At 41.8% G+C, this 26,124-nt stretch carries 20 protein-coding genes; 8 read left to right on the top strand and 12 right to left on the bottom strand.

The genetic code is table 11. From position 1 onward, the window contains the following. Nucleotides 1–14: 14 nt before the first annotated feature. Nucleotides 15–1,514 carry a DUF3300 domain-containing protein gene (locus tag ABWV72_RS08910; RefSeq protein ID WP_353370067.1) on the bottom strand — a complete coding sequence of 500 codons (1,500 nt, stop codon included), beginning with the start codon at nucleotides 1,512–1,514 and terminating at the stop codon, nucleotides 15–17. A 329-nt stretch (nucleotides 1,515–1,843) separates the two neighbouring features. Between ABWV72_RS08910 and ABWV72_RS08905 the strand changes: the two genes are divergently transcribed. Both ABWV72_RS08905 and ABWV72_RS08900 read left to right on the top strand, forming a co-directional pair. Next, nucleotides 1,844–2,950, top strand: a complete 1,107-nt coding sequence (locus ABWV72_RS08905; protein WP_303501474.1) for an efflux RND transporter periplasmic adaptor subunit — start codon at nucleotides 1,844–1,846, stop codon at nucleotides 2,948–2,950. Between the two features lie 15 nt (nucleotides 2,951–2,965). Further along, the gene (locus tag ABWV72_RS08900; protein WP_353370064.1) at nucleotides 2,966–6,136 is read left to right on the top strand and encodes an efflux RND transporter permease subunit; all 3,171 of its coding nucleotides are present in this window, start codon (nucleotides 2,966–2,968) and stop codon (nucleotides 6,134–6,136) included. A gap of 116 nt (nucleotides 6,137–6,252) precedes the next feature. On the opposite strand, the gene ribA is transcribed toward ABWV72_RS08900, so the two are convergent. The 4 genes from ribA to ABWV72_RS08880 all read right to left on the bottom strand — a co-directional run bounded on the left by ribA (nucleotide 6,253) and on the right by ABWV72_RS08880 (nucleotide 11,634). Then, nucleotides 6,253–6,891 carry a GTP cyclohydrolase II gene (gene ribA / locus ABWV72_RS08895; protein WP_216050532.1) on the bottom strand — a complete coding sequence of 213 codons (639 nt, stop codon included), beginning with the start codon at nucleotides 6,889–6,891 and terminating at the stop codon, nucleotides 6,253–6,255. Between the two features lie 71 nt (nucleotides 6,892–6,962). After that, complete coding sequence (locus tag ABWV72_RS08890; protein ID WP_353370062.1) at nucleotides 6,963–9,824, bottom strand: EAL domain-containing protein; 2,862 nt, start codon at nucleotides 9,822–9,824, stop codon at nucleotides 6,963–6,965. 83 nt (nucleotides 9,825–9,907) lie between these two features. Continuing rightward, nucleotides 9,908–10,210: a DUF3630 family protein gene (locus tag ABWV72_RS08885; protein WP_216050531.1), complete on the bottom strand. Its 303-nt coding sequence runs from the start codon at nucleotides 10,208–10,210 to the stop codon at nucleotides 9,908–9,910. After that, nucleotides 10,198–11,634 (bottom strand): protein adenylyltransferase SelO, encoded by a 1,437-nt coding sequence (locus ABWV72_RS08880; RefSeq protein WP_353370059.1) that lies wholly within the window; start codon nucleotides 11,632–11,634, stop codon nucleotides 10,198–10,200. The genes ABWV72_RS08885 and ABWV72_RS08880 overlap by 13 nt, the downstream gene beginning before the upstream one ends. A 149-nt stretch (nucleotides 11,635–11,783) precedes the next feature. Here ABWV72_RS08880 and ABWV72_RS08875 point away from each other — a divergent pair, with 149 nt between their 5' ends. After that, nucleotides 11,784–12,074: a c-type cytochrome gene (locus ABWV72_RS08875; RefSeq protein WP_252729426.1), complete on the top strand. Its 291-nt coding sequence runs from the start codon at nucleotides 11,784–11,786 to the stop codon at nucleotides 12,072–12,074. A gap of 125 nt (nucleotides 12,075–12,199) precedes the next feature. Continuing rightward, nucleotides 12,200–12,862, top strand: coding sequence for a glutathione S-transferase (locus tag ABWV72_RS08870; protein WP_216050528.1), 663 nt, complete (start codon nucleotides 12,200–12,202; stop codon nucleotides 12,860–12,862). A gap of 17 nt (nucleotides 12,863–12,879) precedes the next feature. Here the strand turns inward: ABWV72_RS08870 and recQ are convergent, their stop codons facing one another. Further along, complete coding sequence (recQ, locus tag ABWV72_RS08865) at nucleotides 12,880–14,709, bottom strand: DNA helicase RecQ (RefSeq protein WP_353370057.1); 1,830 nt, start codon at nucleotides 14,707–14,709, stop codon at nucleotides 12,880–12,882. A 130-nt stretch (nucleotides 14,710–14,839) separates the two neighbouring features. Here recQ and ABWV72_RS08860 point away from each other — a divergent pair, with 130 nt between their 5' ends. Beyond that, nucleotides 14,840–15,313, top strand: coding sequence for a thioesterase family protein (locus tag ABWV72_RS08860; RefSeq protein ID WP_436792315.1), 474 nt, complete (start codon nucleotides 14,840–14,842; stop codon nucleotides 15,311–15,313). Between the two features lie 274 nt (nucleotides 15,314–15,587). Here the strand turns inward: ABWV72_RS08860 and ABWV72_RS08855 are convergent, their stop codons facing one another. From ABWV72_RS08855 to ABWV72_RS08840, 4 genes are all read right to left on the bottom strand, one after another. Further along, nucleotides 15,588–16,556, bottom strand: coding sequence for a transposase (locus ABWV72_RS08855; protein WP_353370055.1), 969 nt, complete (start codon nucleotides 16,554–16,556; stop codon nucleotides 15,588–15,590). Between the two features lie 315 nt (nucleotides 16,557–16,871). Further along, nucleotides 16,872–17,915: a mechanosensitive ion channel family protein gene (locus tag ABWV72_RS08850; protein ID WP_342806545.1), complete on the bottom strand. Its 1,044-nt coding sequence runs from the start codon at nucleotides 17,913–17,915 to the stop codon at nucleotides 16,872–16,874. Between the two features lie 30 nt (nucleotides 17,916–17,945). Next, entirely contained in the window at nucleotides 17,946–19,277 is a 1,332-nt protein-coding gene (locus tag ABWV72_RS08845) for an ABC1 kinase family protein (RefSeq protein ID WP_353370052.1), read from the bottom strand. Nucleotide 19,278: 1 nt separating this feature from the next. Continuing rightward, a complete protein-coding gene (locus ABWV72_RS08840; protein ID WP_216050522.1) occupies nucleotides 19,279–19,656 on the bottom strand; it encodes a hypothetical protein in 378 nt (125 codons plus the stop codon). 316 nt (nucleotides 19,657–19,972) lie between these two features. Here ABWV72_RS08840 and ABWV72_RS08835 point away from each other — a divergent pair, with 316 nt between their 5' ends. Continuing rightward, complete coding sequence (locus ABWV72_RS08835; protein WP_216050521.1) at nucleotides 19,973–20,428, top strand: DUF3010 family protein; 456 nt, start codon at nucleotides 19,973–19,975, stop codon at nucleotides 20,426–20,428. Nucleotides 20,429–20,715: 287 nt separating this feature from the next. After that, the gene (gene rarD, locus ABWV72_RS08830) at nucleotides 20,716–21,615 is read left to right on the top strand and encodes an EamA family transporter RarD (protein ID WP_216050520.1); all 900 of its coding nucleotides are present in this window, start codon (nucleotides 20,716–20,718) and stop codon (nucleotides 21,613–21,615) included. A 15-nt stretch (nucleotides 21,616–21,630) separates the two neighbouring features. On the opposite strand, the gene ABWV72_RS08825 is transcribed toward rarD, so the two are convergent. After that, a complete protein-coding gene (locus tag ABWV72_RS08825) occupies nucleotides 21,631–22,875 on the bottom strand; it encodes a diguanylate cyclase (protein ID WP_353370049.1) in 1,245 nt (414 codons plus the stop codon). Between the two features lie 17 nt (nucleotides 22,876–22,892). Next, the gene (gene uvrD / locus ABWV72_RS08820) at nucleotides 22,893–25,061 is read right to left on the bottom strand and encodes a DNA helicase II (protein WP_353370047.1); all 2,169 of its coding nucleotides are present in this window, start codon (nucleotides 25,059–25,061) and stop codon (nucleotides 22,893–22,895) included. A gap of 216 nt (nucleotides 25,062–25,277) precedes the next feature. Between uvrD and cysE the strand changes: the two genes are divergently transcribed. Further along, the gene (cysE, locus tag ABWV72_RS08815; RefSeq protein WP_353370045.1) at nucleotides 25,278–26,060 is read left to right on the top strand and encodes a serine O-acetyltransferase; all 783 of its coding nucleotides are present in this window, start codon (nucleotides 25,278–25,280) and stop codon (nucleotides 26,058–26,060) included. The last annotated feature ends 64 nt before the right edge of the window (nucleotides 26,061–26,124 follow it).

Below are 26,124 nucleotides of genomic sequence, written 5' to 3'. Positions count from 1 at the left end.
CTTAAATGCTGATTTTAGCGCTCTTTAGTATTCCCTCTGTGACTCTGCTTTTGTGCAGGTCTATTGCTCGACCTTGGCGTGGTTGCTCGATTGGTTGAATAGCTTCTGGTACTCCGTTGCGCGCCCTGCGATTGTTTATTCGAGTAACCTTGTTTCGAGGCACTATTGCTTTTTGAACTTGAACGGTCAGCGCTAGACACCTTATCCCGTGAGACATTACTAGTTTTGCGCTGCGCACTTGCTTTGTCACTTGTAATATTGTTGCTATTACGTTGCACATTCGCGGCATTTTGCTGCGAATCTTTTGGTGAACGTTGCACTACATTATTACGCGACTGGGCAGACACCTGGCGTACATTTTTTTGCTCTGTCTTATCGCGCTCTACCCGTTGACGTTGACTCGATTTATCGTTCTTATTTGAATAGTCATTGACTCGGTTAGACTTGGTCTGCAAACGCTGTTGTGTTTGCTGCGCCTTAGTACTGGTTTTTACTGTTTTGATATTTTGGCGCACTTGAACCGGTCTAGATTTATCTAATACACGAGACTTTCCTTCAGAACTAATCACTCGTTTATTATCATTTCGGTTCTGCTGACGGTATACCACTTTTGGTGTGTGCGCGTCGTATCTTACGCCTCTTCTATGAGTCGGGTTGTGCTGCCACCGCTGATACTCACTAGAGCTGACTCTGCGCACGCCATCATCACGACGACCATTGCGATATGGATAACGATGATTCACAACAATGTAGCGATTACGCCAATTAAACCCACCCCAAAATAGATTGTGACGGACATAAACTCGTGGACTCCAATACAAACCTGCATGTATGTAAAAATGGGCCGGACGATGCCAGTAAATTGGAGGGTAGTCGTGCCACCACCATGAACCATAAACGACACGCGTGTCATAATAAGGTACGTAAACAATTTCTGTGCTGGCGGGTTGAATAAGGATGTCATTATCCTCTTCTACCACTTCTATATACTCACTGTTTTCTAAACTACCTTGAGCATAGGCTTTTTGGCGCAGGTTCTGCACGCTAGACAATACTTGTTCTTCGTTAATTAGGAAGGCATCACCTAAATCTTGTAACCAGTTAAGATCTTCAGTTATTTGTTGCAACAGTTGATGAAATGGCACCAGCGCTTTGACACTCGGATCCCAGTCTTCCTCCGCTGTCGCGTCCATCACTTCTTGTTCTGACAAGCTTTGATTTTTTTCACGCCATCTAGCCGCTTGCACTACTTCCAATGGATAAGTGGAGGCTACTAAAATGTGTGATAGCACTGTGTCTGGATACAGTGCGATTGGAGCAAGCATTTGATCTAGCTCTGCCTGATCAAGTAAATAAGCACTTTCTTGAGCAGACTCATCAATATCTGTGTCACTATTAGTTTCAATGGCAATGACATTTTGTGTTTCTTGCGCTTGTGCAAGATTGACAGCTAACATCACAGTCAACGAAATTAATGTCAGGTACACTAAAACGTATTTTGTACTGCTTTTCATAGTATTCTCCTCTATTACAGAATACTTATAGAATGACTGTCCTTAACCTTAGCTGAACCAATGCTTAAAATCTCACCTTAATTCGCAGCGTTAAAGTGAATTAACTGAGATCTTTCTACAGATTAACCACGTAGTAAGTTACAATCTTGGCTGGAAGACATGATTCTCACCTCTAAATTTTTCACATTATTCTGCAATAAATTTATCGTTTAATCGTTCTATCCAAGATTAACTATACTGCTAAGAGGCAATCTTAGCAGTTGGGCCTAACAATAAGCGCTAAACCACAGTGTTTGGGTGCCGTAATTACCAATTTAAGGACTCTAAGAATGCGTCTTAGTTTTGCTACACTCATTTTTTCTCTAACGCTGTTATCTGCATGCAGCGAACAGCCGTCAGCCCCTCAGTCTCAGCCAATTCCAGAAGTGGATGTTGCCCAGCCAATCAAAACGGTAATTGATCAATGGGACGAATACACTGGGCGTTTTAGGGCGGTTAAAGAGGTAGAAATTGTTGCTAGAGTAAGCGGTTACTTAGACAAGGTGAACTTTAAAGATGGCCAAGCGGTTAATAAAGGTGACGTGTTGTTTGTAATCGATCAGAGACCGTTTGAAATTGCTTTAAAAAGCGCTAAGTCTCGGGTTTCCTTGGCTAAAAAAGAGCTAGAGCGTGGACTGGATTTGCGTAAAAAAAATTCCATCTCGCAAGAAGAAGTAGATCAGCGTCTTAGTGAATTTGAAATGGCTGAAGCTGCCTATGACAACGCTAAATTAGAAATGGAATTTACCGAAGTTAAATCGCCCATTGATGGGATTGTTTCTAGAGATTTTGTGAATGCCGGAAACTTGGTCAACGGAACCGCTACCAATGCCACTTTGTTAACCACTGTAGTGTCCATTTCGCCGATTCATTTTTACTTTGATGCTGGGGAAAGAGATTTTTTGAAATATCTTCGCCTAGATCAGAATAATCAGCGAGAAAGTTCACGTGATGTACCCAATCCAGTGAAAATCAAATTGCAAGATGAAGATACCTACACCCATGAAGGTGTGATGGATTTTGTTGATAATAAAATGGACCAAAGCACTGGGACAATTCAGGGCCGCGCCATTCTGAAAAACGAAGACGGCTTTATTGTTCCAGGAATATTTGGGCGTATTCGTTTGCTAAATCGGGAAAATGTTACTGTTTTACTCATACCTGACAAATCTATCGGCACTGATCAGTCACGAAAATATGTGAATTTAATTAATCAAGACAACCAAATTGAACGTCGATTTGTCACTTTAGGTGAGCTGCATACCCGCGAGTTAAGAATAATTGAACAGGGTCTTGAAGAAGGCGACAAAATTGTAGTCAACGGCATGATGCGAGCCAGACCGGGAGCGACAGTCTCTCCGGTGGAAGTCAATATCAGCGAAATCTACAGTCATTAATTGGGAGAATAACAGATGAAGTTTTCCCATTTTTTCATTGATAGACCTAAATTTGCTTCGGTACTGGCAATTATCGTTCTTATCGTGGGGGCGCTGTCGTATTTTACCTTGCCGATTGAGCAATACCCGCAAATCGCTCCGCCGACGATTCAAGTCTCGGCCAGTTATCCAGGCGCAAATGCTGAAACTGCGGCTAAAACGGTGGCAACTCCCCTTGAGCAAGAAATTAACGGCATTGAAAATATGCTGTATATGTCGTCACAATCTACTGCCGACGGACAAGTGTCTATCACTATTACGTTCAAACTGGGAACCGACCTAGATAATGCACAGGTACAGGTGCAAAACCGGGTCGCTATAGCCGAACCTCGGTTACCTGAAACGGTTAGGCGCTTGGGTATTGTGACCCGCAAAAACTCTCCGGATTTGATGTTGGTGGTGAATTTGTTTTCACCTAACAGTACTTATGACCAAACCTACATTGCCAACTATGCAACCTTGCAAATAAAAGATCAGATAGCGCGAATTAATGGGGTTGGCGAGGTGCGTATTTTTGGTGCTAGCCAATACTCGATGCGAATTTGGCTTGATCCTGACGTAATATCTTCCATTGGGATGACGGCTTCAGAAGTCATTACTGCGCTGCAAGGGCAAAACATTCAAGTCGCCAGTGGTACGCTAAATAAATCACCTGTAGAGTCAGGACAAAATGCCTTTGAATTAAGTGTGCAAACCCAAGGACGCTTGATTGATCCGCAACAGTTCGAGAATGTGATAATCAAAAATACCGACGGTCGAATCGTACGCTTAAAAGATGTGGGACGAGTTGAGTTAGGTGCTGAAAGTTATGCCACCCGAGGGTATTTAGGCACTAAAAAAGCCATTGCGATGCCTGTATTTCAACGGCCTGGTTCAAATGCATTGGAGACCGCTGCGGCGATTCAACAAACCATGCTAGAAATGTCTCAAGACTTTCCTCCAGGGCTTACCTACGATATTGCTTATAACCCTACCCAATTTATTAGTCAGTCGATTGATGCAGTAGAAGTCACTATTTATGAAGCGATAGCGCTAGTGGTGCTGGTGATCTTGGTGTTTTTACAAAATTGGCGCGCGGCGATTATCCCCATATTGGCGATTCCGATTTCGTTAGTTGGTACCTTTGCGGTAATGAGCGCTCTGGGCTTTTCTTTGAATAATTTGACCTTGTTTGGTTTGGTATTAGCGATTGGCATTGTGGTGGATGATGCCATAGTGGTGGTTGAAAACATGGAGCGCCTTATTGCCGAAGGAATGAGTCCGCGGGAAGCTGCGCGGGAAACCATGACGGAAGTGGGCGGTGCCTTGGTAGCAATTGGTTTGGTGCTGGTGGCTGTATTTTTACCTACTGCGTTTGTGGATGGAATTTCCGGCACTTTTTATAGCCAATTTGGGATCACCATTGCTGCGGCTACTATGATTTCGGTATTTGTCTCTTTGGTGTTAAGCCCTGCGTTGTCAGCGGTTTTATTTAAACCTCATAGTGACAAGACATCGAGTAAAGGTCCTTTTGCATGGTTTGCGAATAAGTTTAACCACGGCATGCATCGCACGTCTTCTGCATATGGCAAGTTCGTGTCGAAGATAATTCGTTTTGGCGCGATCATGTCTATCATTTATCTGGGTTTGATGTGTTTGACGGGCTTTTTCTTCAATAAAGTCCCGCAAGGATTTATCCCTGCACAGGATCAGGGTTATTTGATCATCGCTGTGCAGTTACCTGCTGGTGCATCACTAGAACGTACTGATAATGTGGTGCAGGAAGTATTGGATAAGTTGCTGAAAATTGATGGCATAAAAACATCTGTTGCATTTACTGGGTTTTCTGGCGCAACGTTTTCAAGTGCGTCTAATTCGGCAGCTTTGTTCCCAGCGCTTGAGTCCTTTGAATATAGGGCAGCGAAGGGCATCACCTTCGACCAGTTAGTGGCTCAGGCACGTAAGGAGTTGTCTGGCATTAAAGAGGCTTATGTGGCGGTAATTCCGCCTCCACCTGTACGTGGAGTAGGTAACGGTGGTGGGTTTAAAATGATGCTTGAGGATCGTCGTGGCTTGGGTCTTCCTGCGCTTGAGGCATCCATGTGGCAACTTGCTAACGCCGCCAATCAAGAGCCTGCTACTACCTCAGTGTTTAGCTTCTTTGAAACGAATACACCGCAGTTGTACGCTGACATTGATCGAGAACGAGTTGAGCGCTTAGGTGTGCCAGTTAATGAGGTTTTTAGTGCTCTTGAAATTTATCTTGGTAGCGCCTTTGTGAACGATTTTAACTATTTAGGGCGTACCTTCAGAGTCACGGCACAAGCGGATGCTCCTTTTAGGATGGAGGCCGATGATGTTGGCCGGATTCGGGTTCGCAACAAAGCGGGTGATATGGTTCCGTTGAGTTCTGTGGCAACTTTCGAATATCGCTCTGGGCCGTCGCGGGTTCCCCGATATAATCTTTATCCAGCGGCAGATTTGAACGGAGATACCGCTGCTGGTTATAGCTCTGGCGAGGCAATCGCCACCATGGAGCGTTTAGCTGCGCAAATTTTGCCAGACGGCATCGCTTATGAGTGGACTGAACTTGCTTATCAACAAAAACAAGCGGGCAGCTCGGCTATATTGGCCTTCGTTTTTGCGGTTGTTTTTGTGTATTTGTTACTCGTTGCCTTGTACGAAAGTTGGACTTTACCACTATCGGTAATTCTAATTGTTCCAATGTGTTTGTTAGGGGCTATCGCTGGTGTTTACATTGCTGGAATGGACAATAATATTTTGACTCAGGTTGGTTTGATTGTGTTGATTGGCTTGGCCAGTAAAAATGCGATTTTGATAGTGGAATTTGCACGTCACAAAGAACAGCATGGCGTCCCGCTTTATAATGCGGCAGTTGAAGCTGCGAGGTTAAGACTACGTCCAATATTGATGACCTCTTTTGCCTTTATACTTGGGGTTGTTCCTTTGGTGATTGCCACTGGAGCTGGAGCCGAAATGCGTCAAGCATTGGGTGTGGCGGTATTTAGCGGCATGCTTGGCGTGTTATTCTTTGGTCTTATTTTTACGCCGGTTTTTTACATTTTATGCCGCAAATTGTCGATGTTGGTTAAACGCCAGAAACTCGATGAAAACGGTTGTGTTCCCGGTGTTCAAATTCACAACTAAGCAGTGCTAAAGAGACTGTTTTAGACAATAAAAAAGAGACCTAGGTCTCTTTTTTATTAGGCAGGTATTTGGCTTTGGCTAATATCTATGTAATTGGCAAATTCGAGTGCCGTTAGCTATTTATTCGGACCGTTATTGAGTAAGTGTAAATCGAACTGATGACCTAGCTTTTCTGTTTTTGTGCGTAGGTAGCGTCGATTATCCTCTGTTAAACCATGGTCGATAGGGGTTCTGGAAACCACATTAACGCCCATTTCTGCCAACGCCGCTTGTTTTTTGGGGTTGTTGGTCATCAACGCAACATTCTTAACACCCAGCGTATCGAGCATTAACTTACATATTGCATAGTCACGTAAGTCAGCATCAAAACCCAAATGTTCATTGGCTTCTACTGTGTCTAGACCGCTGTCTTGTAATTTGTAGGCGCGGATCTTATTCAATAAGCCTATACCTCGTCCTTCTTGACGAAGATAAAGCAACACCCCTTTTCCTTGTTCAACAATATTTTGCAGGGCTTTTTTTAACTGAGACCCACAATCGCAGCGAGTACTAAATAGAGCATCACCTGTTAAACATTCAGAATGTACGCGGATTGGAATGGTTTCATCTTGCTGCCATTCACCGTATGAAAGAGCAACATGTTCTTGTTGTGTTTCAATTTCAACAAAACCATGGATAGTAAATAATCCAAATTGGGTTGGAAGGGCAGCTGAACTTACAAATTCAAACTTATTGGTTGGCGTGTTTGTCACCACTACGGGCCTTTATAAATTGTAAATTAAATATTAATTCACCAATATGGGCACGAATCTACACATTACAACCTTTAGTCGATAGTTTTACAGTCAGTAAATTCGTTAAGGGGAGTTGGTTTCGCTACGCCATAACCTTGGGCGAAGTCTATGCCCATCTTACCTAGCTCTACCATTACGTCTTTAGACTCTACAAATTCAGCTACGGTGCTCATGGACATTGCTTTGGCCAAATCTTTCATCGAACCAACCATTGCCATATCGACTGGGTCAACTAAGAGATCTTTAACGAAACTTCCGTCGATTTTGAGACAATTGACCGGCAGGTTTTTTAAATAGCTGTAAGACGAAAATCCGCTGCCAAAATCATCTAGCGCGAAGGTGCAGCCGAGTTTCTTAAATGCGCTTATAAAGCGTAAGGTTTCTTCCATTTTGACGATTGCCATGCTTTCGGTAATTTCAAAGCAAATCTTTTGATGGGGAATTTGATAATCTTCAAAGGCTTTGGTTACATGACGCTTGAGGTCGTTGTCGGCTAGCGAATGACCACTGAGATTGATATTGCACTGACGCAATTGTGCTAGGTGTTCGGGGTGTTCGGACAGCCATTTAAAGGTATGTTGAATTACCCATTTATCTATTTCGATGGTTAAATTGTAGCGTTCCGCTGCAGGTAAAAATGCCGCTGGTGGTACTATTTGGTCATCTTCGTCTCGCATCCGCAGCAAAATTTCATAGTGGTGGCCATCGGCCACTTTAGACAGCGGGTAGTAGTGTTGATAATAGAGCTGAAATTTATCTTGTTCCAACGCCAAGTTTATTTGAGACACCCACTTTAATTCAGATTCATAACGCTGCATTTTGAGATCTTCACTGGAGTACAGGTGTATCTGACTGCGGCCTTTTTCTTTGGCTACGTAACAGGCTGCATCGGCCATGCTCATAAGTTGTTCCGGCGTTTCAATCTCGTCTTGCCATTTGGCCATGCCTATACTCAAGCCCATAGTAAATATACGATTGTCCCAAATAAACCTAAATTCCTTAACGGCGTTCATTAATTGGTTTGCAATAACATCTGCCATTTGCGCATTTTCAGATTCTAAAATCACGCCAAATTCATCGCCCCCCAGTCGGGCTAATACACCTTTATTCAATACCACGTCATTGAGGATCTGTGATAGTTGTTTAATGAGTGCATCTCCGGCTTTGTGACCGCAGGTATCATTCACTATCTTAAACTGCTCAAGATCCATATAAAGCAGTGTGAGCTCTTGTTTTAACTGCTTAGAACGGCGTATGCCATCTCGTAGTTTTTGCTCAAACTCTCTTCGGTTATACACACCGGTTAATGAATCGTGGGTGGCTAAGTATTCTAAGCTAATCGTTGATTGTTTCTTTTCGGTGATGTCAAAAATTGACCCAAAAAAGTATTTTTTATCTTCTGTGCCAGTGAGTTGTACTGAAATACAAAACCAAAATTCACTGCCGTCCCTACGAATACCTTTTATCTCTTTGCCTAATGCCATGCCGTTGAGGAAGATTTCTTCCATTAATAAATCACGTTCATGGGGATTGGCGTAGAGCACGGATGTATCTTTGACTTCTAATAACATCTGCGATTCGTCAGCGTATCCGAACAATTGACACATTGCTGGGTTGGTGGTGACTAACTTACCGTCTTGGGTTGATGTATAAAGGCCCTCTGCGGAGTTGCGGAAAAGATCATAAAACTGGTGTAGGTTTTCAATGGCGTTTTGTTGTTGTACCTGTTTGGCAAAGGCGAGTGCTTTTTCATGGCTTTCAATTGCTACCGCTATTAGCAAGACACCAGACATAACGATTAACGACAATATCAACCCCGTGTATGTATCTATTGCATTTCCAGATAAGTAAAAACTGACTTCCGCCATTACTGTAGCGCAGATAATCAACCAGCCGAATGCATATAAGCCGTTGGGCATAGTATGTTTCCGATCATGATAAATTAGCGCTAATAATAAGTGTAACAAGACCGCGGCAGCAGCGAGGGCTGAGCCAACCACTAGTTGTAGATAGCTGTTTAAAATAGGCGCGATAACAATCAGCGAAATCGCCATTAAATAAGAAATAAAACGCCAAAATATTGGGACCCGTACCAACATGGCGTGACAAACTTTTGCAGCTGCGAATATTACAATTGCTACTGTTACACTGCTAATTTGTGAGGTGTATGATCCTAGGCCGGTAAACTGGCTGACAATTCCTTGAATATTCAAAAATAGGAATAACAAACCCGCATTAGCCACAGAAAACCAAAATCGGATGGGGCTTCTAAGCAGCACATAAGTGACAAGGAAGTAGAAAAATAGAATAGCTAGGGCGCCGCCGACCACGCCAATGAAGGCCAAATGGAATTGTTCTTCGGCAATAAATTCGGTGTCTGTCCAAAGATCGATAGCATAAACAGAGGGACCATCATCCTGGATGCGTAGGTATATATTGACGCTTTGGTTTGGGCTCAATGCTATGGGTAAAACGAAGTCTCTATGGTTATAAGGGCGTGTTGCTAAATCGCGTTTTGCGCCGACTAAATAAGTCTCCAAAAGTCGATCTTTATCATCGAGCACATAGGCGTCTAGATAATCTATTGAAGGGTTGCTGATGACCAACAAATATTGTTGGTCTATGCTGTCTTGGTGAACAATTGAAAAACGCTGCCACAAGGCTTGGTTTTCAACTAATGGCGTTGTATCAATCACTTTTGACCAGTCTTGTAACGCCTGAACTTGAGAAAGTTGATCACGTTTATTGGTGCGTTTTAATTCAGACAAGCCGTTTACACGCACATGCTCCACTTCGGCATCTACTATTACCGTTGGGATAGGATCTGTTTGTTGAGCAACAACACAGCCTGCGAAACTCAATAACAACAGACTCAGAAGACCGACAAATTTCACATTAAGCAACCATTTTTATTATTTTGACGTTAACTTTATTGGTAAAAATAAAGAACATATATTCAGTGCGTGAGAAGGCTATATTATTGAATTGCATCTAATTTAGCTAATAATTTTGTTAAACTAGTCGACTCGGCGTAGCCCGTCACTTCTATCCATAATGCCTCACAAGTTCCGTCATAACAAAGTAAAAAGGTATCTTGATCTGATACAAATTGTATTTGTGCTCGGTCAGCACCTTCACTAACATCTGAAACTCTAGATTCTATCGACTGTAACCAATTTTGGGCTTGCTCAATTGCTTCCTCTTGAGAAGGAAAATAATCACAAACCAATCTGATAATCGACTCCTCTAATTGCCAGCTATAGTTGTTTAGCTTGAACATGATATTTCCATTGATTGTCCCCAGTCTGGTGGAGTTTGTGCGTAACGATCGAATTCAGGTTGTTCATCGAATGGATTAGAAAGTACTTTTAGTAAGCGCTTGCACTCGTCAAAGCTCCCTTTTTCCGCTTCATTAATCGCATTTTGAGCTAAGTAGTTTCGTAAAATAAATTTCGGGTTTGCTTCTTTCATTGTCACTAAGCGTTCGTTTTTAGGTATTGATTCCTCTGCTAACTTTGCAATATATGAGGTATACCAGCTTTCTGCCTTAGCACGGTCAATGAAGTGGTCTGCAACTTTCTGGATATTCAAGTTATCATCACACAGTAAACGGAAACTTTGGGTGTAATCCCGTTTGTCTTGAGCAAGTAATGCGAGCCAGTCATTTACTAATGTCATGTGGTTACTACTGTTTTTTTTGAATCCAAATTTTAATCCCATAAGCTCGGCATATTGAGTCTGTAAACGCGTTTCATACTGTGTGAGAGCTTGTTTTATTTGCTCGATGGACAAGTAGGGAGTGAATGCATGGGCTAATGCATTTAAATTCCACAAGGCGACACTAGGTTGCTGGTCAAATGCGTAACGTCCGTTATGGTCAGAGTGATTGCAGATGTAGTCTGGGGCATAGGTGTCTAGAAAGGCGTAGGGTCCAAAATCAAAGGTAATACCGTGAATCGACATATTATCAGTGTTCATTACGCCATGGCAAAAGCCATAGGCCTGCCATTTTGCAATCAAGTCTGCAGTAGCTAACACGATCTGTTCGAGCAACGAATAATGAGGATTATCGTGATTCAGTAATTCAGGGTAATGCTTTTGTAACGTATATTTAAAAAGATTGTCGAGCTTATCGAGCTGTTTCGTTTGATAAAAATACTCAAAATGGCCGAATCGAATATGGCTTTGACATGCTCTAATTAACATTGCTCCAGTTTCGGGTTGTTCTCGATACACTATTTCTTGACTGGAGATTAGGCACAATGCCCGTGAGGTGGGGATGCCTAGACTGTGTAAAGCTTCACTTGCTAGATATTCACGGATTGTTGACCTTAACACCGCACGTCCATCGCCAAAGCGTGAGTAGGGGGTTTTGCCAGCCCCTTTAAGATGCAGATCCCATGACGTCTGTTTTTCGGTTATCACTTCAGCCAATAACAGGCCACGACCGTCACCAAGTTCTGGATTCCAGCCGCCAAATTGGTGGCCTCCGTATTTTTGTGCGATAGCATGTTGATTTAACTGACCTTGAGGCTCAAATAATTCTCTAAAAAGGGTTTCGGCTTGCGAAAATTCGTTCTTAAGTTCTATGTCTTCTGCCAATTGGTAGTTATATAATGCTAATTCTGGCTCAAGTAACGGTGAAATTCGAACTTGGCTTACCATATTGGATAATTTTTGTGCGTAAGAATGATCGAAATGCACGTTTGCGCCTTATTAGTATTAATTCAAAGTATAGTTTATCCTGACATGGGGCTATCTTGATACCCTTGTTCTGAAAAACGATTTTGGAACTCTTAATCAATTATTACGAGGTTAGTAACATGAATTTAAAACCTGTAGCACTTTTCGCTATGTTGATTGCTGGTAGTGCCCTGTGTGCCCCTGCATTTGCTGGAGATGCAGAAAAAGGCAAGAGTAAGTCTGCTACTTGTGCAGCTTGTCACGGGTCTAATGGAATTTCTATGATCCCTATGTATCCAAATTTAGCTGGTCAAAAAGAGCAGTATTTGGTTTTACAAATGAAAGCATTTCGTAGTGGCGAGCGTAACAATATGGTTATGGCACCTATGGCTAAGGGCCTAAGCGACGAGGATATTGATGATTTAGCGGCTTATTTCGCGAGCCTGAATCCGGCTGGATAAATTGTAAGTAACAGTTTGTGACAGGAGGTTTAATACCTCCTGTTTATTGCTGACGCATTTTTTTCGAAATAGATCTTTTTCGAAACCTTAACGTATCTACTGAAATTAAATAACAGAGATTTCTTATGATCGTTCTACATCACCTCAATAATTCACGTTCGCAACGCATTTTGTGGTTGCTCGAAGAGCTTGAATTAGACTACCAAATTAAACATTACAAGCGTGATGCAAACACCAACCTTGCGCCTTCTACGTTAAAGTTAATTCACCCTTTAGGAAAGTCGCCCGTTATTACCGATGGTGACGTTACGGTTGCTGAGTCGGGTGCGATTATCGAATACTTAGTTGAGCATTATGGTGAGCATTTGAAACCTAAAGCGCACACTGAAGCCCTTAGACAATACCAATATTGGTTACATTTTGCCGAGGGAACTCTGATGCCGCCCATGGTAGCGAAACTGGTTTTTGATAAAGTTAGAGCTAATGCGAAACCATTTTTCATCAAAATAATTGCCAACAAAATTGCTGATAAAGTCATGGATGGTTATTACATGCCAATGATTTCAGGTAATTTGGAGTATGTTGATACTCACTTACAAAATAATCTCTGGTTTGCTGGCGATGAGCTCTCAGGTGCCGATTTCCAAATGAGTTTTCCATTGGAAGCGAGCTTCTCTCGTGGAGGAGGTAAGCAATATCCCGCTATTGCTGCTTATGTGCAAAAAATCCATCAGCGCGAAGCTTACAAACGGGCATTGCAAAAAGGTGGCGAGTACGCCTACGCTTAAGTTACGCCTTGAGGCTTTTAACTCCCATTAACGTGCCGACTTATTTGTGCTAAAAAGCGCTCTCCGTAGCGCTCTAATTTAGTGTTTCCTACGCCACTTATTTGTAGAAATTGGGATGCATTTTCTGGTAAAAATTCAGCCATATCTGCCAGACTAGCATCACTGAACACGACAAATGGGGGCACGTCATCTTGTTCGGCAATTGTCTTGCGTAAATGTTTTAACTTGGCGAATAAGGCTCGATCATAATATCGCTTGTCGTTTTTACTTCGTTTGGTGGTTTCTAACGCAAGGCGCGGCACAGCAAGGGTAACCATCACTTCAGATTTTAAGATTGGTCGAGCTGCCTCAGTGAGTTTCAAGTTGGCGTTTTGGGTAATATCTATTCGAATTAAACCTTGATGAATAAGTTGGCTGATCACGTTGTGCCAGTAGGCTTCTGATTGGTCTTTGCCAATCCCGTGGGTGGGAAGTTTGTCATGTTGTTGTTCAATAATACGTTTGTGGTTTTTTCCCCGCAGAACATCGATAACGTATTGAGTTGCCACGGTTTGACCTAGTCTGAATATGCAGGAAAGTACTTTTTGCGCTTGAATGGTGCCGTCAAAACGTTTGGGTGGGTCGATACAGATGTCGCAGTTACCACAATGGGCGCCACTGTACTCGGAAAAATAATTGAGGAGTACTTGGCGTCGACAGGTTTGTGCATCAGCAAAGGCTTCCATGGCCGCAAATTTTTGCAGTTCTACTTCGTGACGCTCGGTATTTTCACCCATGCTGATCCATTGACGAATGCGGGCGGCATCTTTTTCGTCATATAACAATAAGGCTTCCGCTGGCATGCCATCGCGTCCAGCTCGGCCGGTTTCTTGATAATATGATTCGACGCTTCGTGGCAAGTCAAAATGCACGACGTAGCGTACATTGGATTTGTTGATGCCCATTCCGAAGGCAACTGTGGCGACGATCACATCTACATTGTCTTGAATGAAGTCCCGTTGGATTTTATCTCTTATCTCTGGCTCTAAGCCTGCGTGATAACCGGCGCTATTAATCCCTTGTTTGGCTAATTTAAAGCTTATTTCATCTACTTTAGCGCGACTGTTGCAATAAACAATTCCGCTGCCTTCTTGGTTTTTTACGTAGTGGATGAGCTGATCTACTGCTTTGTATTTTGAGAGTAAATTGTAGCGTATGTTGGGTCTGTCAAAACTACTTCTGAATACAAATGGATTGTGTAAATTCAATTGTTGGGAGATATCGGCTCTGGTTGCGATGTCGGCTGTTGCTGTTAGGCCCATAACGGTGGTGTTGGGAAAATGCTTTTTTAATTGGCCGAGAAGTCGGTAGTCTTGTCTGAAATCGTGTCCCCAGTGGGAAACACAATGGGCTTCATCTACTGCAATTAAACTTAAATTTAGGGTGTGTAGACGGTCGATAAATTCCAATTGCATGAGTCTTTCTGGGGCAACATAGAGTAATTTAAATTTGCCGTCTTGTAGTTGCCGATAGATATTGACCAACTGCTCACGGGGAATTGATGAGTTAATGTAGGTTGCGGCAACACCTGATGCGGTTAATGCATCAACTTGATCTTTCATTAATGAAATAAGTGGGGATACGACAACGGTTAATCCGGGCAATAGCAAAGCGGGAACTTGGTAACATAGGGATTTTCCGCCACCAGTGGGCATTAAAACCAGCGCGTCACGTCCGTTTAGGACTTGCTCGATGATTTGTTGTTGTCCATCCCTGAAGTTGTCATAACCGAAAACATCTTTTAGCACTTTTACTGCTGGCGCTGCAAAATCTTTGCTTGCTAGGGGGTTGCTGGTGGCAGTAGACAAGTAGTTTCCTCGTACGAATCAAAAATGGTGTTGAATTGGAATTAGTAATGATGATTTTACTTAAAAAGCGCCTTGGGGTATACGCTATAAACACCAAATATTAATGGGATCTAATATGACACAAAATAACATGGATACAACTGTACGTTTGAGTTCTGAGGCGTTAGGTGAATTTGTGATGCATATGTTTAGTGAGCAAATGCCATTTAATAAGCTACTTGGACTAAAAATCGATAAATTGAGCGCTGATGAGGTTGAGGTTAGATTGCCTTGGGATGACAAGTTAATGGGTAACCCTATTCACAAAATTTTGCATGGGGGGGTTACTGCAGCAATTTTGGATACGGTGGGCGGGGTGATGGCCATTTTGTATTCTATTAAGGATTTTGGAGATATTAGTTTGGATGAGTTTCAGGGCTCGTTTTCTAATGTTGGCACTATCGATATGCGGGTTGATTATTTGCGGCCAGGCAAGGGAAAAGAGTTTATCGCTACGGCGAAGGTGATTCGCAAGGGCAAGAAAGTCGCCGTGTGTAGAATGGAACTACATAATGAGACAGGCACTCACATCGCATTTGGGACAGCCACTTATATGGTTGGTTAGCACATCGCATTTGGGACAGCCACTTATATGGTTGGTTAGCACATTACTTCGCTTTCGAGACAGTCATATATAAAACCACAAATAGGACAGTCTTTAGTGAAAATATATTGTGATTAAGCAGTAAGTGCAAATGTTCAAGGGTGTTTTTGACCTAAGAACAGCCGATACTCTATATTTATACCGTATTTATGTTGTCTTGGTCGATTTAGCCAAATTAGAAAGGACAGCAGGTAAGTGGATGCATTTGGAATAATCGGTGGTTTATGGAGCGAGGCTATTGGGCTATCCTTCTGCTGCCTTTTAGTCTGCCCCTCCCCGTGTTTAGCATAAAACTTTCCATCGACCTTGGCTCACCAGCTGCCACGCCAAAATATTTCTCAAAATTATGAAGAAGATTCATCCAAAGCTGTTCACTGCACCCGAAAGTTCGAATTATTGATGGCTGTGTAGTTTCGTTTCTACTTGCCGAATCAAACCCTTGAGCGCTAAAGCGAATAAGTTGAATGTAATCATCTAAGCGAAACGGTAATTCGGTTCGCTGATTTTGAATTGGACTATGCTCAAAAGCCATTAATGACGTTGGTTGATAGCCTTGACGAAGTGCATCTATGCGTCGCTTAATACTTGTGTGCTCGGAAGATTCGGGGTTGTAAGCTATTTTGGACCGAATTGGGTTCAAATCAACATAAGCTAAACAAGCTGCTAAAGCTTTTTCATCTAATAGTGCTTGGGATTTAAACCGCCCTTCCCAGAAATGTCCTGTACAGTCATCTTCTTGATTAGCTTTTCGAGCAATAGGCTCATTGAGTTCACGCATAAACCAGCTAATATCGTACAAGCGTTTCCGATAGATGGATATGGTGTTAGCAATGGTTTCTAGCTGAATGCTAGAACGTTCAGCAGAATTGTTTTTCATATAGAATTGCTGAACAAGATCCGTTGGCTTGTGTATTTTTTGCCAACGTTTAAAGACCTCGAAATCTGATAATTTTAAGGCTTCAATTTTATTTATATGCAAGACCACGTGAACATGGTTACTCATGACCGCGTAAGCGCACACATCAAGGCAAAATACAGAAGCAAGCAGGAGCAATCTATCTTCTACCCATTGTCTGCGGTGTTCGTAATTTTTGCCAGAATATTTGTCATGACCACACAAAAAAGCACGACGAACACACCGCGACATACAATGATAGTAGGGGGTATCTTCAAGACTGATTTGATGCTTCCTGGGCAGCGGCATATAAAACTCCGAACACTAAATATTGTGCACAAGCATAGCGCTTAGGGCGCTAAACACCAGTCCAGTTTAGGTCGAGTTTTTATGACTGTCTCAGTCGAGGTTTGATCACTTAAGTTGATTATAACTAGTGACTGTCCTGGATTGACGAATTAGGATTCAGGTGGCTGTCCTTTATGGACTGGATAGACGAATTAGGATTCAGGTGACTGTCCTTTATGGAATTCTCTTAAGTTGATTATAACTAGTGACTGTCCTTTATGGAATTCTGCTTTTTATCACATTTTTTGAATCGGAATAGTAAGAACTGATTGGGTATTAACTTTCTTTAATTTCTTCGGCTTTATTGAAAGATTTTATTTTTTGCGTTAAATCTTCGATTTGTAATTTAAACGATTCTTTCTGATTTTCATCAGCTTGTTTGAGTCGCTCATTTAACTCAACTAATTGCGTTTTTAACTGTTCTAAAAGTACTTCTTTTTGTTCTGCCTCTTCAGCTTTGTCAAAAATCACCTGATCTACAGTCGACTCACTATTCTCATTGTTAACTTGTTGTTTAGGTGGAATAATTTTGACGTCATCTGGAATTTTACGTTGGTTCATGAAACTAGGGGACATGATTTCGATATCGTTTTCGTGAAGGATATTTAAAACCTCCCGGTTCAGTCGAGTTCTCGAGCTGATTAGACTCTTAACTTCTTCCAATTTACCACTGATTTTGTAGGTTACCGAAAAGTCCCCTAGCTCAACAATATGCACAAAAGGGTCGGTTAGTTGGCAATTGGTAGCAGCTTGTAACAACATGGTTTCAATTGTTGAATTATGAATATCATATCCAAGGGATAAACTTGTAGAGATAATTGTGCCTGATGTACGAGTCACTGTGATGGGATTAGTGATCATAAACGTATTGGGCAGAGCTACTAAATCTCTAACTTCTGTCTGGATTTCTGTATCTAACAATCCACGCTCCACAACTCGCCCAAAGAAGCTTCCTACTTGAACAAAATCACCAGTGTGAAATGGTTTCGTAATTCTTAGCATTATTCCAGCTAATAAATTGGCAAAAATGGTACTAGAAGAGAACGCAAAAATCCCTGAGATGACTAAACCAATTAAACCTATGATTTGATTGCGAGAACTTTCGCTCACTGGTAATGCAAATACTGTCGCCAGTAATGCCACTAAGGTCAATCCAAGCATTATTAACTGTCGCGAAAACAGTTTTTCATTTCCAGCATCAGCTTGTTTAACTATCAATATATTGTGCGCACTCCAAAGCACCACAAATACAATTAAAAGGGTTATCAATAGCGGTATAAAAGAAAGTGTTAGTTCTAACAATGAATCTGTTGAAAACATAAATTATTCCAGTGTAAAAATAGAGTAGGTTTAAATTCGATAATCCAAATAAGGTTCAAATATAGAACGTAAATCTACCTTAGCTTTGAGTTTCATCGCTAACAAAAATAAGCCGCCTAGCTTTCGGTGCAAGAAAATAGTATCTACAGGGGGCGTATGCACATAGCTTTTGTCTATACTCATTTGGGTGCCGATTACCCTTAATCGATCTAACAAATCGCTAGTTGAAAAATCGTAGCCCCCCTCTAAATAAAGTGGCTCACAGGATAAGTAACACATTTCAGTTATATCGACTTGTGTTTTTTCTGAAAGGGTAGTGGTCATTAAGCCTAATTCCAACGCATTATCAGCGACTCCATTTTTGTCGTTTCGATATCCAGCTTGCATTAACTGGAGATACGCCTGAGCCATAGACTTGTTGTATTCTCTCGTTGCGCCAAAATCTAACAATACAATCTTTTCAGCGTCGTTATCATACAAAAAATTTGCAAAATTCGGATCGGTTTGAATAAGTTGAAACTCAAATAACTCTCTGAAAAATAGTGAAAAAAGGTCGCTTACGACTTTGTTTCGCAGTGTTTGACTTGCTTCACTGAGATTTTCAATTGGTTCTCCATCTAAAAAAGTCATGGCTAACACAGTCTCGCTACTTAATTCCGGCATCCAGTGAGGAATTACAAACCTGTCGTCAGTTCCTAATAAAGAACCGTACTGTTTTAAGCGTTTACCTTCTAAAATGTAATTAGCTTCTTCGTGCAATTGCGCTTTAGCTTCAGATAAAAGTGGTCCAATATTTATTCCCTTAGGTAGAAGGCCTGATAATTTTATTAAACTCGCGACGTTATCTACATCGCTGTTGATACTCTCTTTAATTCCTGGATACTGGACCTTAATCGCTAATCGTCGCAAATTACTGTCAATTGCTTTGTGAACTTGGCCAATAGAAGCAGATGCAATGGGGTTCAACTGAAATTGGATAAATTGCGAATGCCATTCACCTCCCCAATGTGATTCCAAGACAGTCATCAATTCTGCTCGAGGCATAGATTTAGCGTCAGATCGTAATCGAGCTAATAAATCAGATAATTCTTTGGGCAACACATCACCGCCATCCATCGAAATTAACTGTCCAACTTTCATGGCCGCGCCACGCATTTGAGCAAGTTGATCTGCTACCCGTTTGACATTTGACGGTGTCAGCAGCAGATCTTTTACTTTTGGCCGGTTACCTTTAGCAAGCTCAGAAACGCCCTCTGAAATCATATTCCCTGCAATCCGGGAAGCTAAACTTCCCATTTTTGCAAATCGAGAAACTCTACCTTTCGGTATCTTTGCTTCCTCTAAAGGTGGTTTTTTTGTCATTTTATTTATTCTTTAGATTGGGATAGCGTTCTGACAGCTTCTTTTCGAACGCTAAACAGGCTGGGGTTTGCCCTGCACTTTCAATATCTGCGCAACTTAATTCTGTTATTGAGTCTATACACGCAATGGCAGAATCTTCGAAATCCATGTTTCCCTTAACCGCGTTTGTATCCATCATACTTTTACACATATTATCCACTACACCATCTATCATCACTCGCATTTCTGGAGGGATACCATCTGTTGTTCCTATCTGTTCTGTCACACAAACTTTAATATGATCACACAAACGTATAGATGCTTCTTCAATGTTCTCCGCAAAAGTTACCGAGGAAAACAAGGTTAGAATAAGTGTTACTACTGTAGTTGGGCGAAACATACTCGCTCCTTATGGTTTAACGATATGAGTTATTGGACAGCCACTTTTGTTGGCGACTGATAAAGTAATAAATGTCACAAACATGGCTGTCTAAAATGAACTTCAAACGTGCCTGTCCAAAATAAACGAACATGCCTGTCCAAGATAAACGTTAATATTAGTTGGTATTCAATGATGCCTGTCCATGTTATGAAATCAAAATAGAACAAATTGGTGAGAATGTCAGCAAACAGATTCGATATGGAAGATATTTTGTTGCAATAACTTGGTGAAACATGAGGTATAATTGTGAAAAGTGTATTGTTTAGGAGAAGTTATGAGAATTTGCGGTGTTGAACTAAAAGGTAGTGAAGCCAATTTATGTTTGTTGTCTTTGGAAAACGAAGTGTTTCATATTCCAGATTGCCGTGCGCGCAAGTTAACTTATCCTAAACAGGATTCTACAGAAGAAGTTCGGGAATTTCAGTTTACATTTAAAAAATTGATGGAAGACTACAAGATTGACGCTGTGGTTATTCGTGAACGTCCAACCAAAGGCAAGTTTGCAGGCAGTGCGGCTGGTTTTAAAATGGAAGCGGCAATTCAATTAATTGAAGAATTAAAGGTCGAAGTTTTGGCGCCAACGTTTATCAAAGAAATTTTAAAACGTAATCCAATTCCCGTGCTATTTTCAGAAACAGGTTTGAAAATGTTTCAGGAAGTGGCCTTTAGCACCGCTTTCGCTTACTTAATGAAAGAAAAGTACGGAATGGAACAACAACCGGTAGAATAAAATCAATCAATTTCGCGATTCAAATTGATTTCGAAAAACGTCGGTATTAAATCTACGCGGAGGATCTTAATGATTCTTTGCTTGCAGGTTTGATCAATAAAATATCCGCAAGCTTATTTAATATCGCCGAGGCTTTTAAAGCGCATTGCGGCCTAATGTTAATTGTGAAATCGTGTCATATTGTTGGTTGTCGTCATATATTCAATTCTTTGTAATCAAATCGTTGTTGACGTTTTGTTATTATTCGCTCGAAACTTCGAGTTCATTTTTCTGGTTGTTGTAAATTCATGTCTGATAAATCGTTGAAAGCAGGCGTTATTTTCGCCGTCGCTGCATATGCCATGTGGGGTTTTGCTCCACTATATTTCAAAATGCTGATGGTGATGCCTGCGGCAGAAATCCTCGTACATAGAGTGATTTGGTCTGCTCTGCTATTAGTGGTTTTAGTATTGGCCTTAAAGCAGCTACCAAAAGTTCAAGCTGCATTAAAAAATCCACGAGTAATTAAAATTTTATTGATATCGGGATTACTGTTAGCTGGGAATTGGCTGTTGTTTATTTGGGCTGTCAACAATGGTCATCTACTCGATGCTAGCCTAGGTTACTATGTTAACCCTTTGCTTAATGTCTTCTTAGGTCGCATGTTTTTAGGGGAGCGATTACGGAGAATGCAGAAAATTGCTGTGGCGATTGCACTTTTCGGCGTTTTAATCTTACTGTTTTCCTATGGGGAACTACCTTGGATTGCCTTGCTACTGGCATCTAGTTTTGGTGTTTATGGATTGCTCAGAAAGCAAGTTGCAGTAGATTCTTTGCCAGGACTGTTAATCGAAACCATGATGATGTTGCCATTTGCCATCTTCTATTGGCTGTTTTTTGCTTCCCAAATGAGTAACCTATTCAGTAATGATGCAGATCTAAACGCATTATTAATAGGGGCAGGAATTATTACAACCGCACCCTTATTATGTTTTACCGCGGCTGCTCGCCGTATACGATATTCTACATTGGGCTTTTTCCAATATATCGGCCCTAGCATTATGTTTATTTTGGCTGTGTACTTGTATGACGAGCCCTTGCATGAGGCGCGTTTAGTCACATTCGGATTTGTTTGGTTAGCTTTAGTGATTTTTAGCTTTGATTCTTATCGGGCATATCGTAAATCTTTGAAATGCATGGGGGTGTAACAATTATCCCTGCTTTTAGTCAAGGTCGCCAATCACTCGGTTGCGACCTTGGGCCTTGGCTTTATAAAGGTGTTCGTCAGCTACGGTTAACATCGACTCTATTTTTTTACTAGCGCGGCTCGTCACTCCAACGCTCAATGTGCATGAGTGGCTAATACCTTTACTCTTTATTATTTTTTTACTTACGTCTTCGCGAAAAGCATTTAGCAGTTCAACTGCATGAGCATGGTCGACATTCGCCATAAAAATACAAAACTCTTCGCCACCGAAACGTGAGAAGTGAAAAGATGAAAAGTGGCGAACAATTATCTTTGAAACTTCTTTTAGCACTACATCTCCGAAGTCATGGCCAAAAGAGTCGTTAATTAATTTGAAGTTGTCCAAGTCGATTAAAGCTAACGACATTTGTGCCTGTCCACGGTGGATGGTGTTGTTAACTTTATTAAAGAAGTGCCGGCGATTTGGGAGTCCGGTTAAATAATCTGAGTTGGCCGCTTGTCTAATGGCTTCTATCTGCTCGATATGTTCGACGTTTTGTACGATTCTGCAAAAAAATTCTTCGTGACAATAAGGCTTTCGTAAAAAATCATTCGCGCCACTCTTTATGAATTGAGATAATAACGAAGCGCTCATGTTCGTTGACAAACCAATAATGCTTAATTGATCTTTATCGTAAAGTTTTCTGGCTTCTGAGACTAATTCCAACCCTGTCGTATCGGCCAATTGTTCTTCAACTAACATCAATTTTATAAGTGGGTGTCTTTGTAACAGGGTTAGTGCTTGTTCGGCGCTTGAGGCTTCGTAAGTGATGAAGTTATGCCGGGCTATCAATGAAGATTGCTTATTGCGATCGCGCCTAGATTTATCTACCAATAACACGCCAATCTGTTTGTTTTTTTCTAATCTGATTAATAGCCGGCTCAGATATTCGAACATTTGTGCGTTTTGCTTAGGGATATAATCAACTACAGGTTTGGCTAAAATATTCTCGCGAATATCCTCTTCAACCCCACTGGTTATAACAATGGTAGGAATAAAGGCATCTATGGTGAAATTAATTGCCTGTCCATGAGGAGCGTCGGGAAGGGAATAGCCAACAACAGCGCACAAATAAAGCTCTGGTGAGGTAGTTTCAAAAATGATTTTCGCTTGAGCTAACGTATTGGCTAACACTACATCTAAGTTAGCTTTGCCAATGACACGCTTGAGCACGCGCACACTTGATTCACTATCTTCTATTAACAGAACCTTAAATTTCATTGGCAATTCAGTTCGTTTTAAATTTTTTCCAATTTAGCATAGGCCAACATTAGCCACTTTGTCCCTATGTTGTCAAAATTCACTTCAACTCGGGCATGTTCACCGCTTCCTTCGTAATTTAAAACGGTTCCTTCTTGAAACTTACTATGTTTGACCCGTTGTCCTAGCTGAAACCCGGTAGACTCAAACGCCATATGCGATGTTGCTGGTTGAAAGCGGTTTTGAATCGGGCGGCTGACGGTTGTTCGCAGGCGCACTTCCTCAATACATTCACTGGGAATTTCTTTGATAAAACGTGATGGTGTATGGTATTTATCTTGGCCATATAACCGTCTTGATTCGGCATATGTCATGTATAGTTTTTGCATCGCACGGGTCATACCGACATAACAAAGTCTGCGTTCTTCCTCTAAGCGCCCGGGCTCTTCATGGCTCATCTGGCTGGGGAACATACCTTCTTCAACACCGGCTAAGAAAACTAATGGAAATTCCAAGCCTTTTGCTGAATGTATTGTCATCATTTGCACGGCGTCTTGGTGGGCATCGGCTTGTGATTCACCTGCTTCCAATGATGCGTGGGCTAGGAACGCTGATAAGGGAGTCATGTTTTCAGCCTCTTCAGGGGCTTCGAATTGCTTACAAGCGGTCACGAGTTCCTCAAGGTTTTCGATACGAGCTTGGGCTTTTTCACCTTTTTCCGCCTGATACATAGCAAATAGGCCTGAATTTTTGATGACATGATCAGCTTGCTGGTCTAATTCAAACTCTTGTACTTCAACTTGTAACTTCAATATTAACTCGACGAAGCGCTGAAGTGCGGTGGCTGCTCTTCCTGAAAAACGCTTTTCACGGAGCATGTCATTGGTGGCTTGCCACATTGATAACTCTTCATTACGAGCTGTTTCTCGAATTAATCCAAGGGTTTTATCTCCAATCCCACGAGTTGGCGTGTTCACAACTCGCTCATAAGCTGCATCATCTATTGGTTGATTAATCAGCCTTAGGTACGCTAGGGCATCTTTGATTTCTTGGCGTTCGAAAAAGCGTAATCCGCCGTATATCCTATACGCCACCGACTCCTGTAACAGAGCTTCTTCTAGAACCCGGGATTGAGCGTTGTTGCGATACAAAATGGCACAATCTGCTAACGCATCACCTTTGTCGCTCCATTCCTTAATCCGTGCCACAATAAATCGAGCTTCATCCAGTTCATTGAAGCCTGCATACATAGAAATGGCTTCGCCTTCGGCATCTTCAGTCCACAGATCTTTGCCTAGTCGCCCTTGGTTATTATCTATCACCGCATTAGCGGCTTTGAGAATATTGCCTGTTGAGCGATAGTTCTGTTCTAGTCGAATTGTCTTGGCGCTAGGAAAGTCCCGCAAAAAGTGCTGAATATTTTCCACATTGGCGCCACGCCAGCCGTATATGGATTGATCATCGTCACCTACAATCATCATGTTGTTGTCTGCACAGCTCAAAATGCGCAACCAAGCATATTGGATGTTGTTAGTGTCTTGGAATTCATCGACCAAAATTGTGCGGAAACGTTTTTGGTAATGTTTGAGTACATCGGGGTTGTTCAGCCACAATTCATGGGCGCGCAGCAACAACTCAGCAAAATCTACCAAGCCTGAGCGATCACAGGTTTGTTGATAAGCTTGGTATATGTCTTTCATGGTTTGTTTGGTTGGATCACCCTGAGTATCTATGTGCTCAGGTCGCAGGCCTTCGTCTTTATTGCCATTGATGTACCATTGAATCGATTTAGGTTGCCAATTCTTTTCATCTAAATTAAGCGATTTAATCACCCGACGAACTAATCGATACTGGTCATCAGAGTCCAATATCTGAAAATTCTCAGGTAAGCGTGCCTCTTTGAAATGAGTTCTAAGCAGTCTATGGGCGAGTCCGTGAAACGTACCAATCCACATAGTGTGCAATCCAGAACCCATTAAACGTTCTACTCGACCACGCATTTCTCTGGCTGCTTTATTGGTAAATGTCACGGCAAGAATGCTAAAAGGAGCAAGTTGCTCAACTTCCATTAACCAAGCGATACGATGCACAAGCACTCGAGTTTTGCCACTTCCGGCACCGGCTAAAACCAACATATCGGACGGGGGTGCTGCCACCACTTCACGTTGTTTATCGTTAAGTTGGTCTAAAAGTCGAGATACATCCATAACAAGCTTATTTAAATTTATTGATTAATAGACGAAGTATATCAGTTATACTGTGTTTTTATACATCGAAAGGGCTGGTTTTGTGACTTTTACCCAGCAATATGCAAACTGAGCTTGTATTTGAACGTTTTTGCCCGCACATCCGTTCTAATAAACTAACATAAGACAAAAGTGACTTACCCTAAGTTTGGGTAGAATTCAATTGAGGAGAACTAGATGCCAATCGATAATTTCTGGAAGAGATTAAAAGCTGAAGCTGAAGAATTAGTGGAAAGCGAACCTCTCTTAGCCAGCTATGTGCATGCTTGTATTCTCGCTCACCACAACTTTGAGACGTCTCTGAGCTTTATTCTTTCGAATAAAATCCAAGATGAGGTTATGCCCGCGCTCGCTATTCGCGAAGTGCTTGACCAAGCCTATACATTGAGTCCCGAAATTGTAGAGTCAGCAATCGAAGACATTGAAGCTGTGTTAACCCGAGATCCTGCAGTAGATAAAATTCTCACTGTATTGTTGTATTTTAAAGGCTTTCAAGCGATTCAGGCTTATCGTTTATCCCATTATTTATGGGCCAAAAACCGCAAGCAGTTAGCCTTGTTTGTGCAAAGTAGAACTTCTGAAGTCTTTGGTGTTGATATCCACCCTGCTGCAGTGATTGGCAAAGGCGTAATGTTTGACCATGCAACTGGTATTGTTATTGGTGAAACTGCCGTTGTGGAGGATCATGTTTCAATTCTACAATCTGTCACGTTAGGCGGAACGGGGAACGAGTCAGGAGATCGTCACCCTAAAGTACGCCAGGGCGTCATGGTGGGAGCAGGGGCCAAAATTCTTGGTAATATTGAGATTGGTGCAGGTGCTAAAGTTGGTGCTGGTAGCGTGGTTCTCAAGAACGTTCCTAAGCACGTTACAGTTGCAGGAGTGCCTGCGAAAATTGTCGGTGTACCTAGTTGTCCTAATCCTTGTGAAACAATGAACCAAAATATTTACGAAGATTAATGGTTGGGCAGATAAGTCGACCATAAAGCGTCTCGTTATTCCCCTGTAGGCGGGTGTTTTAGGC

The organism is Aliiglaciecola sp. NS0011-25 (assembly GCF_040370605.1).
Lineage (GTDB): Bacteria > Pseudomonadota > Gammaproteobacteria > Enterobacterales > Alteromonadaceae > Aliiglaciecola > Aliiglaciecola lipolytica_A.
The sequence above is the reverse complement of the archived record's forward strand: the minus strand, read 5'-3'. Positions and strand labels throughout refer to the sequence as shown.

Excerpts from the sequence above, each read along its gene's own strand:
- ABWV72_RS08835 (WP_216050521.1), top strand. The coding sequence starts at position 19,973 with ATGAGAATTTGCGGTGTTGAACTAAAAGGTAGTGAAGCCAATTTATGT.
- ABWV72_RS08870 (WP_216050528.1), top strand. The coding sequence starts at position 12,200 with ATGATCGTTCTACATCACCTCAATAATTCACGTTCGCAACGCATTTTG.
- ABWV72_RS08840 (WP_216050522.1), bottom strand. The coding sequence starts at position 19,656 with ATGTTTCGCCCAACTACAGTAGTAACACTTATTCTAACCTTGTTTTCC.
- rarD (WP_216050520.1), top strand. The coding sequence starts at position 20,716 with ATGTCTGATAAATCGTTGAAAGCAGGCGTTATTTTCGCCGTCGCTGCA.
- ABWV72_RS08855 (WP_353370055.1), bottom strand. The coding sequence starts at position 16,556 with ATGCCGCTGCCCAGGAAGCATCAAATCAGTCTTGAAGATACCCCCTAC.
- ABWV72_RS08860 (WP_436792315.1), top strand. The coding sequence starts at position 14,840 with ATGGATACAACTGTACGTTTGAGTTCTGAGGCGTTAGGTGAATTTGTG.
- ABWV72_RS08825 (WP_353370049.1), bottom strand. The coding sequence starts at position 22,875 with ATGAAATTTAAGGTTCTGTTAATAGAAGATAGTGAATCAAGTGTGCGC.
- ABWV72_RS08875 (WP_252729426.1), top strand. The coding sequence starts at position 11,784 with ATGTTGATTGCTGGTAGTGCCCTGTGTGCCCCTGCATTTGCTGGAGAT.
- ABWV72_RS08905 (WP_303501474.1), top strand. The coding sequence starts at position 1,844 with ATGCGTCTTAGTTTTGCTACACTCATTTTTTCTCTAACGCTGTTATCT.
- uvrD (WP_353370047.1), bottom strand. The coding sequence starts at position 25,061 with ATGGATGTATCTCGACTTTTAGACCAACTTAACGATAAACAACGTGAA.
- cysE (WP_353370045.1), top strand. The coding sequence starts at position 25,278 with ATGCCAATCGATAATTTCTGGAAGAGATTAAAAGCTGAAGCTGAAGAA.
- ABWV72_RS08900 (WP_353370064.1), top strand. The coding sequence starts at position 2,966 with ATGAAGTTTTCCCATTTTTTCATTGATAGACCTAAATTTGCTTCGGTA.
- ABWV72_RS08885 (WP_216050531.1), bottom strand. The coding sequence starts at position 10,210 with ATGTTCAAGCTAAACAACTATAGCTGGCAATTAGAGGAGTCGATTATC.
- ABWV72_RS08845 (WP_353370052.1), bottom strand. The coding sequence starts at position 19,277 with ATGACAAAAAAACCACCTTTAGAGGAAGCAAAGATACCGAAAGGTAGA.
- ABWV72_RS08850 (WP_342806545.1), bottom strand. The coding sequence starts at position 17,915 with ATGTTTTCAACAGATTCATTGTTAGAACTAACACTTTCTTTTATACCG.
- ABWV72_RS08910 (WP_353370067.1), bottom strand. The coding sequence starts at position 1,514 with ATGAAAAGCAGTACAAAATACGTTTTAGTGTACCTGACATTAATTTCG.